The organism is Salipiger sp., assembly GCF_059781815.1.
In genome coordinates, this window is sequence record NZ_JBYNAH010000211.1 from 1 (window position 1) to 9,217 (window position 9,217).

At 67.9% G+C, this 9,217-nt stretch carries 12 protein-coding genes and 1 pseudogene; 4 read left to right on the forward strand and 9 right to left on the reverse strand.

Annotated features, from left to right (window positions below; genetic code table 11):
• The 4 genes and pseudogenes from AC6RA4_RS19925 to AC6RA4_RS19940 form a co-directional block, all read right to left on the reverse strand.
• Positions 1-193: pseudogene (locus tag AC6RA4_RS19925) on the reverse strand (5-bromo-4-chloroindolyl phosphate hydrolysis family protein); the annotation flags it as partial.
• A 175-nt stretch (positions 194-368) separates the two neighbouring features.
• Positions 369-1,223 (reverse strand): hypothetical protein, encoded by an 855-nt coding sequence (locus AC6RA4_RS19930; RefSeq protein ID WP_500163332.1) that lies wholly within the window; start codon positions 1,221-1,223, stop codon positions 369-371.
• Positions 1,224-1,249: 26 nt separating this feature from the next.
• Positions 1,250-1,447: a hypothetical protein gene (locus AC6RA4_RS19935; RefSeq protein WP_500163334.1), complete on the reverse strand. Its 198-nt coding sequence runs from the start codon at positions 1,445-1,447 to the stop codon at positions 1,250-1,252.
• A gap of 88 nt (positions 1,448-1,535) precedes the next feature.
• Complete coding sequence (locus AC6RA4_RS19940) at positions 1,536-2,387, reverse strand: pseudouridine synthase (RefSeq protein WP_500163335.1); 852 nt, start codon at positions 2,385-2,387, stop codon at positions 1,536-1,538.
• 78 nt (positions 2,388-2,465) lie between these two features.
• Here AC6RA4_RS19940 and AC6RA4_RS19945 point away from each other — a divergent pair, with 78 nt between their 5' ends.
• The 3 genes from AC6RA4_RS19945 to AC6RA4_RS19955 all read left to right on the forward strand — a co-directional run bounded on the left by AC6RA4_RS19945 (position 2,466) and on the right by AC6RA4_RS19955 (position 4,670).
• On the forward strand, positions 2,466-2,921 hold the full coding sequence (locus AC6RA4_RS19945; RefSeq protein ID WP_500163336.1) for a nucleoside deaminase: 456 nt from the start codon (positions 2,466-2,468) through the stop codon (positions 2,919-2,921).
• Positions 2,915-3,454 (forward strand): pseudouridine synthase, encoded by a 540-nt coding sequence (locus tag AC6RA4_RS19950; protein WP_500163338.1) that lies wholly within the window; start codon positions 2,915-2,917, stop codon positions 3,452-3,454. The genes AC6RA4_RS19945 and AC6RA4_RS19950 overlap by 7 nt, the downstream gene beginning before the upstream one ends.
• 313 nt (positions 3,455-3,767) lie before the next feature.
• Complete coding sequence (locus tag AC6RA4_RS19955) at positions 3,768-4,670, forward strand: EamA family transporter (protein WP_500163340.1); 903 nt, start codon at positions 3,768-3,770, stop codon at positions 4,668-4,670.
• 7 nt (positions 4,671-4,677) lie between these two features.
• On the opposite strand, the gene ruvB is transcribed toward AC6RA4_RS19955, so the two are convergent.
• From ruvB to ruvC, 3 genes are read right to left on the reverse strand one after another with little or no spacing between them, the layout of a single operon-like run.
• Positions 4,678-5,703 (reverse strand): Holliday junction branch migration DNA helicase RuvB, encoded by a 1,026-nt coding sequence (gene ruvB, locus AC6RA4_RS19960; RefSeq protein WP_500163349.1) that lies wholly within the window; start codon positions 5,701-5,703, stop codon positions 4,678-4,680.
• 17 nt (positions 5,704-5,720) lie between these two features.
• Entirely contained in the window at positions 5,721-6,395 is a 675-nt protein-coding gene (gene ruvA / locus AC6RA4_RS19965; RefSeq protein ID WP_500163341.1) for a Holliday junction branch migration protein RuvA, read from the reverse strand.
• Complete coding sequence (gene ruvC / locus AC6RA4_RS19970; protein WP_500163343.1) at positions 6,392-6,883, reverse strand: crossover junction endodeoxyribonuclease RuvC; 492 nt, start codon at positions 6,881-6,883, stop codon at positions 6,392-6,394. Before ruvC ends, ruvA begins: the two co-directional genes overlap by 4 nt.
• 324 nt (positions 6,884-7,207) lie before the next feature.
• Between ruvC and AC6RA4_RS19975 the strand changes: the two genes are divergently transcribed.
• Positions 7,208-7,498 carry a DUF1127 domain-containing protein gene (locus AC6RA4_RS19975; RefSeq protein ID WP_500163345.1) on the forward strand — a complete coding sequence of 97 codons (291 nt, stop codon included), beginning with the start codon at positions 7,208-7,210 and terminating at the stop codon, positions 7,496-7,498.
• Positions 7,499-7,630: 132 nt separating this feature from the next.
• On the opposite strand, the gene AC6RA4_RS19980 is transcribed toward AC6RA4_RS19975, so the two are convergent.
• Positions 7,631-7,975, reverse strand: a complete 345-nt coding sequence (locus AC6RA4_RS19980; RefSeq protein WP_500163346.1) for a hypothetical protein — start codon at positions 7,973-7,975, stop codon at positions 7,631-7,633.
• 101 nt (positions 7,976-8,076) lie between these two features.
• A complete protein-coding gene (locus tag AC6RA4_RS19985) occupies positions 8,077-8,955 on the reverse strand; it encodes a 50S ribosomal protein L11 methyltransferase (RefSeq protein ID WP_500163348.1) in 879 nt (292 codons plus the stop codon).
• Between the last annotated feature and the right edge of the window lie 262 nt (positions 8,956-9,217).

Here is a 9,217-nt window from a genome sequence, read left to right on the forward strand (position 1 = left end):
GGCCGGTCACGAGCCCGGCGGCACCGTCCCCGAGAGAGGTTGCGGCAAGCACGATGGGAGGGGCGAAGAGCACGTTCGACCGCGCTCCGACCGGGTCGACCCGGGCCCCCTTGTAATGGCTGGGGCGAATCGGATCCCCGGTTTCTTCCGGGGCGGCGTCTGGGCTGTACTTGCCGCCGTAGCGCTGCGCCATGTCACAGCCCCCCGAGCCAGCCGGACGTGACCCCGAACAGGAGCACGATCAGGAGTACATAGGCCACTTTCTGCAGGGCCGTGCCAGACATGCCGCCTCCAGTATTTCCGCAGTTCACGGAGAACTTAGGGGCAAAGGGGGCGACTTGCTAGGGGGCAGCTCGGCGGGGCTCCGCTTATGCGGCCCGCTCCAGGGGTTTGCGGTTCCACAGCAGGTCCGCTTCCAGCTCGAACGCGTCGCGTCCGGCCTTCTTGCCCGATTTGCGGGCGAATTCCTCGAAGGTCTGGCCAAGCGCGGTGATCCGAGTGCGGTAGCGCCGGCGGGCGCGGTCGCGCTCCTCGGTGTTCCACGCCGCCAGCAGCTCGTCGTTCTCGCGGCGCAGCAGCTTGACGAATTTCACCACGGGCTTGTGCAGGCGCTCCATGCCGTCCGGGTCCTCGCTGAGCGCCCGGATCAGGCCCATCACCGCGCCTTTGAGCGCCTCGGTGTGGCGGGTCAGCTGCGCATCGCCAAGCGCCGCGATCTCGCAGACCATGCCGTCGAGCGTCGCGTCGATGCGGTCGAGCGCCGCCTGCGTGTCGGGCTTGGGCCGGCGCGCGGTGGCCAGCGGCTCGGGCTCGCTCTCGCTGGCGCCCTTGTCGCGCAGCGGATCGACGCCGAAGGCGGCGAGGCTCAGCGCGGTGGCGAGCGCGCCGAAGCCCAGCGGCAGTGTCAGTGAGAAGAAGTGGTGACCGGCGAGAATCATCACCATCACGCCGATCAGCAGCGAGCCGATGATCTTGCGCGGCAGGCGCGGCGCGCGGGCCGACGCGGCCTCGTCATAGGCGGTTTTCAGTGCCTGGCCGCGATGGATCAGGCGCAGGGCGGCGACGAAGAGCACGAGCTCGAGCACCGCGGTGAAGGCCGAGGTCGCGCTGCCCTGAAACAGCAGCAGAACGATCGGGAAGGCGGCGAGGAACAGCACGCTGAGGCCCGAGTCGAGCGGGCCGATGCTGTCATCGGTTCTTGCCGTGCGGTGTGGTTCGGCCATGTCGATCATCCCCCGTGCCGATCCCGTCAGAGAAGGAAGCTCAGGGCGAAAATCAGCACCCAGAGCGCCCCGAATGCGAGCTTTGCGCCGGGGTTGCCGCTGCGCCGCAGCCGCCCCGCGGCCTCGGTGAGGGCAACGCGGGTGTCATGCGCCACCATGCGCAGGTTTCCAAGCACCAGAAGGGTGCTCACACAGAGAATCGCAAAGGCCAGGATCGTCGTCATCATGGCCTCATAATGGCAACGAAAATCGGCAGAAAAACGGCGTGAAATCGGAATTTAGATGTGTATTTTTGGCAATAGAGGCAGGGCCTTAGTCGCGTTTCCGCCGAGATTTGTCCGGAATGGGGCGGGCTTTGCGACGGCGGCTTGGCTCGGGGCGAGTAATTTTGGCGCCTTCTAGCCCTAGTTGATCCCTGACGATTCGACCGCGCACTTCGATCACCTCCCCGGCCTTCATCTGGCCGAGCTGGAACGGCCCGTAGGAGATCCGGATCAGCCGGTTTACCGTCAGGCCAATATCGCTCATGGCGCGGCGGATCTCACGGTTCTTGCCCTCGCGCAGCCCCACGGTCAGCCAGGCGTTCGAGCCCTGCTGGCGGTCGAGCTCCACCTGCATCGGCTGGAATGTCTGGCCGTCGACAGTGATGCCGTCGCGCAGCGGCTTCAGCATCTCCTCGGTGGGCTTGCCGTTGACCCGGACACGGTAGCGCCGCAGCCAGCCGGTCGAGGGCAGCTCGAGCTTGCGCTTGATGCCGCCGTCATTGGTCAGCAGCAGCAGCCCCTCCGAGTTGAGGTCTAGCCGGCCCACGGTCATCACCCGGGGCAGATCCTCGGGCAGCTTGTCGAAGATCGTCTCGCGGCCCTGCTCGTCCTTGGTGGTGGTCACCAGACCCGAGGGCTTGTGATAGAGCCAGATCCGCGGCGCCTCGGGCGCCTCGAGCGGCTTGCCGTCGACGGTGATCTTGTCCTTGCCGGTGACGTTGAGCGCCGGGCTGGCGATGGTCTCGCCGTTGACCGTGACGCGGCCCTCCTCGATCATCCGTTCGGCCTCGCGGCGGCTGGCGATGCCGGCACGTGACAGCACCTTGGCGATGCGGTCGCCGGGCGGCGTGTCGGACGGGGTCTTGGAGGGCGCGGAGGGGCGGGCAGGGGGCTTTTTCATGCGCCGAGCCATACTGCAAAGCTCTGCCCGGGGGAAGCGTCTCGCCAAAGCGCCGCGGCTCGGCTATCACCCGGCGCCATGAGCTTTCGCAGTCACATGGAGCTGGCCCTTGCCGAGGCCCGTGCCGCCGCCGCCCGCGGCGAGGTGCCGGTGGGTGCGGTGATCGTGGCGCCCTCCGGCGCGGTGGTGGCCAGCGCCGGCAACCGCACCCGCGAGCTCGACGACCCCACGGCCCATGCCGAGATCCTCGCCCTGCGCGCCGCCTGCCGCGCGGCGGGCTCCGAGCGGCTGCCGGGGCATGATCTCTACGTCACGCTGGAACCCTGCCCGATGTGCGCCGCGGCGATCTCCTTCGCCCGCATCGCGCGGCTCTATTATGGCGCCGCCGATCCCAAGTCGGGCGGCGTCGATCACGGGGCGAGGGTCTACGCCCATGCCCAGTGCCACCACGCGCCCGAGGTCTATGACGGCATCTCCGCCGCGCCCTCGGAGGCGCTGCTGAAGCGCTTTTTCGCGGAGCGTCGCACATGCTGATCCTGCTCAACAAGCCCTACGGCGTGCTGTCGCAATTCACCGACAAGGGCACCGCCGACAGCCCGCGCGCCACGCTGTCGGACTATGTCGACGTGCCGAAGGTCTACCCGGCCGGTCGGCTCGACCGCGACAGCGAGGGCCTGCTGCTGCTCACCGATGACGGCCGCCTGCAGGCGCGCATCGCGCATCCGAAGTTCAAGAAGCCCAAGACCTATCTCGTGCAGGTCGAGGGCGCTCCCTCCGATGACCAGATCGCGCAGCTGCGCCGCGGCGTGACGCTGAAGGACGGCCCGACCCGCCCGGCGCAGGTCCGCCGCCTGCCGCCGCCGGAGCTCTGGCCGCGGGTGCCGCCGGTGCGCTTCCGCAAATCGGTGCCCGACGCCTGGCTCGAGATCACCATCACCGAGGGTCGCAACCGACAGGTGCGCCGGATGGCCGCCCATGTCGGGCTGCCCTGCCTGCGACTCGTGCGCTGGTCGATCGGCGACTGGTCGGTCGAGGGCCTCGCTCCCGGGGAATGGCGGGCCGTCTGAGGCAAGGCCGTCCACCTGTCCCGGCGATCTTTCATGTTGCGCCGCCGGACGCCTCCGGCGGGAGTATTTTTGACGAAGAGAAGTCAGGGACGCAGCGCCCCTGTCTTCTTTGGTTCAAAAATACCTCGGGGGTGAATTGGCGCTTGCGCCAAGAGGGGGCTGGCCCCCTCCCGCTCCGTGCCAGGCGAAACACGGTGAAGGCCGGGCGCGCCGGCAGCCCAAACGCCGGATGGACAGGCGCTGAGTCGTTTGCAGGCACATAATCACTCGAACACGCTGGCGTTTCCGTGTCCCGCCCGTCAAAGCTGCGCGCATGGACCTCTGGATCGCCGTCACCCTCTCCGCCGCCTTCTTTCAGACCTTGCGCTTCATGCTGCACAAGGTGCTCAGCATGGGCGCGCTGAGTTCGACCGGCAGTACCTTCGCACGCTTTGCCTACGCACTGCCGGCGGCGCTGCTGTTCACCGCGGCCTATCTCGTCGGCACCGGGCAGGGCTGGCCGGAGCTCAGCCTTGCTTTCTGGGTCTATGCCTGGATCGGGGCGCTGGGGCAGATCCTTGCCACGATCTGCGTCGTGGCGCTGTTCCGGCAGCGCAACTTCGCCGTGGGCATCACCTTCAAGAAGACCGAGGTGATCCAGACCGCCATCGTGGGCCTTCTGCTGCTGGGGGAGGCGATCTCGCTGGCCGGATGGGGCGCGATCCTGATCGGGCTCGTGGGGGTGCTGCTGCTCTCGGACACGCCGGACATAAGCGGCTCTTTCCTGCGCCGCATCGCCAACCGGGCGGTGGCGCTTGGGCTGGCCTCGGGCTTTTTCTTCGCCTTTTCCGCCGTCGGCTACCGTGCCGCCTCGCTCGAGATCACCGGCGACGATCCGATCCTGCGCGCCGCGGTCACGCTGAGCTGTGTGGTGCTGTCGCAATGCGTCGCCATGGCGCTCTGGCTGAAGCTCTTCGAGCCGGGCCAGATCACCGCCGTTTGGCAGGCCCGCAAGGTGGCGCTCTGGCTCGGCCTTACTTCAATGGCGGGCAGCCTGTCGTGGTTCACCGCCTTCACCCTGCAGACCGCCGCCTACGTGCAGGCGCTGGGGCAGGTCGAGCTGATCTTCTCGCTGTTGGCCTCGGTGCTGTTCTTCCACGAGCGGGTCACCCGCAGGGAGCTGACCGGGATCGGCTTCCTCGGGCTCTCGATCCTGGTTCTCGTGGTGGTGCTCTGAGCCGGGCCTAGTCGAACAGGGTCGATTGTCCCGGCGGCTGCGGGGCGGCGAGGCCGAGATGGGTCCAGGCGCGCTGCGCCAGCATCCGCCCGCGCGGGGTGCGCTGGATCAGCCCCTGCTGCAGCAGGTAGGGCTCGATCACCTCCTCGATGGCGTCGCGGCTTTCCGACAGCGCCGCGGCGATGGTCTCGATCCCCACCGGGCCGCCGCCGTAATGCTCCGCAATCAGCCCGAGATAGCGCCGGTCGGCGCCGTCGAGCCCGAGCCCATCTACCCCCAGCCGGGTGAGCGCGCCATCGGCCAGCTCGCGCGTCACCACGCCATTGCCTTCGACCACGGCGAAATCCACAACCCGACGCAGCAGGCGTCCGGCGATTCGCGGCGTGCCGCGGGCGCGGCGGGCGATCTCGCGCGCGCCGTCGGGCTCGGCCCGGACGCCGAGCTTCTCGGCGTTGCGGGTGACGATGCTGTTGAGCTCCTCGACGGTGTAGAACTGCAGCCGCGTCGGGATGCCGAAACGGTCGCGCAACGGCGTGGTCAAGAGGCCCAGCCGCGTGGTGGCGCCGACCAGCGTGAAGGGCTGCAGCTCGATGCGCACGGTGCGCGCCGCCGGGCCTTCGCCGATGACGAGGTCGAGCTCGTAATCCTCCATCGCCGGGTAGAGCACCTCTTCCACGGCGGCGTTGAGGCGGTGGATCTCGTCGATGAAGAGCACGTCATTGCGCTCGAGATTGGTCAGGATCGCCGCGAGATCGCCGGCCTTGGCCAGCACCGGGCCGGAGGTCATGCGGAAGTTGACCCCGAGCTCGCGCGCCATGATCTGCGCCAGCGTGGTCTTGCCGAGGCCCGGAGGGCCGTGAAACAATGTGTGGTCCATCGCCTCGCCGCGGGTGCGGGCCGACTGGATGAAGACCCGCAGGTTGGCACGCGCCTCGGCCTGCCCGACAAAATCGCCAAGCATCTGCGGCCGCAGCGCGCGGTCGCGATCCTCGGGCAGGGGCTCCGGGCGCAGGGTGGGATCCGGGTCGGTCATATCCATTCCTTACCGCCTCAGCCCTTCGGCGCCAGCAGTTTCAGCGCCGCGCGGATCAGCTCGGCGGTGCCGGCCTCGGGCAGATCGCCGGCGGCCTGCGCCACTGCGCCGGCGGCCTCGCCGGGGGCGTAGCCCAGATTGGAGAGCGCCGAGAGCGCCTCGGACTGGGCCGGGGCGGCGGCAGGTGTCGGGCGCGGGGCAGGGGCGCGCGGTGTGGCGGGGGCGGGCGTCGCGTCCTCGAGCACGTCGTCGCTGGGGCTGGCCACCGGGCCGGCGCCCATCGCCATCACCATTGGCGCCTTGTCCTTCAGTTCGTGGACCACGCGCTGCGCGGTCTTGGGGCCGATGCCCTTGGCGGCCTTGATCGCGGTGCCGTCGCCGAGCGCGATGGCGCGGCTGACGCCGTCGGGGCCGAGCGTGCCGAGGATCGCCAGAGACGCCTTCGCGCCAACCCCCTGCACCGTCATCAGCAGGCGGAACCACTCCTTCTCGACCAGCGTCGGGAAGCCGTAGAGCTGCAGCAGGTCCTCGCGCACCATGAGATCGGTGTAGAGCGCCGTCGCCTCGCCGGGGCCGGGCAGGCCGGCAAGCACCCGGTCCGAGCAATAGACAACATAGCCGACGCCACGCACGTCGATCAGAACGTGATCCTCGCCCTTGTATTCGATGCGTCCCGCGATGCGCCCGATCATGCCCGTATCCTCGCCTGTTGCGGCCCGACGTGATGGGCGTGGCAGATCGCGATGGCCAGCGCGTCGGCGGCGTCGGGCCCGGCGATCTGCACGCCCGGGAGCTGCATCTTCACCATGTGGTCGATCTGACGCTTGTCGGCATGGCCGACCCCCACCACCGTCTTCTTGACCTTGTTGGGGGCGTATTCGCCCACCGGCAGGCCGAACTGCGCCGGCACCAGGAGCGCCACGCCGCGCGCCTGTCCGAGCTTCAGCGTGCCGACCGCATCCTTGTTGACGAAGGTCTGTTCCACCGCCGCGATCTGCGGCGCGAAGCGGGTCAGAACCTCGGTGAGCTGGCGGTGCAGGGCAAGCAGGCGGGTGGCGAGATCGTCGCTGCCCTCCGATTCGCAGACCCCGTTGGCGACGTGCCGGAGGCGGCTGCCCTCGGCGTCGATGATTCCCCATCCCAGCCGTCTCAGACCCGGATCGATGCCGAGAACCCTCATTCCTGCCCGCCTTTGTGTTGCCTGTTTGCCATCGAGTAGCACGAAACGCGAACATCCGCAAAGCGAGAAGCGCTAACATCGCTGCGGGCTTTGCGCCCGTTCCGAGGGCGGCGGAGCCTGTTTGCGACATGCTAAGGTTTGTGGGCGACTCCTGATCGCCGCAAAAATGGGCGAAATTACCTGCGGTTAACTTATTTCATGAGCCATTCGAAAAACGCATAAGGACCATGCATTTTCTGCGAGTTGTCCTCTCTGGGGCGCTTCACTAGATGCCATGCATAGAAATCAGGCATTCTGAAAACACCAAGTCAAGGACACTGACCCATGTCGGCATATGACTCCTTCCGCCAGAACGCTGGTGCCGCCGGTATGGCCGGTCGCATCGGTACTGTCTTCCTCAACGGCTACGGCGCTTCGCCGGAGCGCGGTGCGTCGGCCTCGTACGAGCTCGCCGCGTCCGTGAGCCGTTTCTTCTCGATGCTCGCGGATGCGATCATCGACTGGAACGACGCGCGTCTGACCCGCAAGAGCCTCGAAGCGCTCACCGATCGCGAACTCGACGATATCGGTCTGACCCGCGCAGACATCTACGCCGTCGCACGCGGCAAGTACTAATACGACGGCCCCTCGATGAGGGGCCACCCCCGCCACTCACGGCCAAGACGACAAAGCCGCGCCCTTCCACGGAAGGCGCGGCTTTTTTCATGGCCGGGGCAGGGGGATGCGCGGCAGCGCGCCCCGCGCGGATCAGCCGAAGAGCGGCTGCAGCTGAGTGGCGATCCAAAGGCTGGCCGGGTCGGCGCCCATCAGCCAGGCGCCGGCGCGCTCGAGGGCGCTGCCCTGCGCCAGATGCGCGAGCCGGGCGACGTATTCCTCGATGCCGAGACTGGCGAAGAGGATGCCCTTGAAGATGAGGAAACCAAGCACCGCGATCAGCAGGCCCTTCAGCGAGAAGAACGGCAGCCGGCGGATCGGCTTGTGCTCGATGATGCCGTTGCGGTTCAGCTTGGTGGTGTATCCGTTGGCAAGCTTATGGTGCTTCTGGACAACCGCACGCTGGCGCTTGTCGAAGTCATACAGAGCCTTATCCATGGCAACCTCTTACAATCCGGCCCCCACCGGATGGGTCGCGTATGCGCTTCCAATGGGGCAAAAATGTGACTTTTGCCCCAGCATTTCCGCAAATCGGCGGGTTAACCGGCGTCGCGTTGCAGCGTCAGCGTCACCCAGTCGCCAATCTCTTCGCGGTGGACCTGATTGATGCCGTTTTGTGCATAAACCTCGACAACCTCATCTGCCTGCCTGGTGAGGATGCCCGACAGAATCGCGTAGCCGCCCGGCTGCAGATGCGCGGCCATGTGCGGCGCGAGATCGATCAGCGGCTGCTTGAGGATATTGGCGAAGACCAGGTCGAAGGGGGCGCGGGCGGCAAGCTCGGGATTGTCGAAGCCCGCGGCCTCGACGCAGGTCACCTTGCCCTCGAGCCCGTTGGCGCGGACGTTGGCCTCGGCCACCTCGACCGCGACCTCGTCGATATCCGAGGCGATCACCGGGTCGGGCCAGATCCGCGCCGCGCCCATCGCCAGCACCGCGGTGCCGCAGCCGATATCGGCGACGCTCTTGCCGGTGAAGCCGCCGGTGGCGAGCCGGTCGAGCGCGCGCAGGCAGCCCAGCGTGGTGCCGTGGTGGCCGGTGCCGAAGGCCATGGCAGCCTCGATCAGCAGCGGCTCGGCATTGGCGGGGATCTTGTCGGCGTCATGGCTGCCATAGACGAAGAAGCGCCCGGCCTCGACCGGGGTCAGCTCTCGCCGCACCTTGTCGACCCAGTCCTGGTCCGGGACCTCGGAGACCACGAAATCCTGCGCCCCGAAGGCGGCGGCGAGCAGCGCCAGCTCGATGTCGTCGGGCGCTTCGGTGAAGTAGCCGCCGACCTCCCAGGTGCCGCTGCCATCCTCGATCTCGAACACGCCGATGCCGGAGGGCGCGGGCTCGAGCTCTTCCATCGCCTCGCCGAGCGCCTCGGCAGGGTCCTTGGCGGGAAGCTTGGTGAAGGCGGTCCAGGTCTTGGGCATGGGAAGGGCTCCGGGTTGTCTGAAGCGCCGGATAGCGCGTTTGCGGCGCGGTGGGAAGGTGGATTGCTGTTGCGGCGCGTGTGGGCGGGGGCTGACCGGCCCGGCGCTGCGCGTGTGGCGGGGCGGGAGGGGGCGCTGCCCCCTCTTGGCCCGTTGGGCCAATTCACCCCCGAGGTATTTTTGAACCAGAGAAGGGGCGGGCGCGTCTTGGGGTCAGGGGCGCTCGATGGCGATGGCGGTGCCTTCGCCGCCGCCGATGCAG

Bases quoted from the DNA above. Each gene is read 5' to 3' on its own strand.
- AC6RA4_RS19930 (WP_500163332.1), bottom strand. From the start codon at position 1,223: ATGGCCGAACCACACCGCACGGCAAGAACCGATGACAGCATCGGCCCG.
- AC6RA4_RS19935 (WP_500163334.1), bottom strand. From the start codon at position 1,447: ATGACGACGATCCTGGCCTTTGCGATTCTCTGTGTGAGCACCCTTCTG.
- AC6RA4_RS19940 (WP_500163335.1), bottom strand. From the start codon at position 2,387: ATGAAAAAGCCCCCTGCCCGCCCCTCCGCGCCCTCCAAGACCCCGTCC.
- AC6RA4_RS19945 (WP_500163336.1), top strand. From the start codon at position 2,466: ATGAGCTTTCGCAGTCACATGGAGCTGGCCCTTGCCGAGGCCCGTGCC.
- AC6RA4_RS19950 (WP_500163338.1), top strand. From the start codon at position 2,915: ATGCTGATCCTGCTCAACAAGCCCTACGGCGTGCTGTCGCAATTCACC.
- AC6RA4_RS19955 (WP_500163340.1), top strand. From the start codon at position 3,768: ATGGACCTCTGGATCGCCGTCACCCTCTCCGCCGCCTTCTTTCAGACC.
- ruvB (WP_500163349.1), bottom strand. From the start codon at position 5,703: ATGACCGACCCGGATCCCACCCTGCGCCCGGAGCCCCTGCCCGAGGAT.
- ruvA (WP_500163341.1), bottom strand. From the start codon at position 6,395: ATGATCGGGCGCATCGCGGGACGCATCGAATACAAGGGCGAGGATCAC.
- ruvC (WP_500163343.1), bottom strand. From the start codon at position 6,883: ATGAGGGTTCTCGGCATCGATCCGGGTCTGAGACGGCTGGGATGGGGA.
- AC6RA4_RS19975 (WP_500163345.1), top strand. From the start codon at position 7,208: ATGTCGGCATATGACTCCTTCCGCCAGAACGCTGGTGCCGCCGGTATG.
- AC6RA4_RS19980 (WP_500163346.1), bottom strand. From the start codon at position 7,975: ATGGATAAGGCTCTGTATGACTTCGACAAGCGCCAGCGTGCGGTTGTC.
- AC6RA4_RS19985 (WP_500163348.1), bottom strand. From the start codon at position 8,955: ATGCCCAAGACCTGGACCGCCTTCACCAAGCTTCCCGCCAAGGACCCT.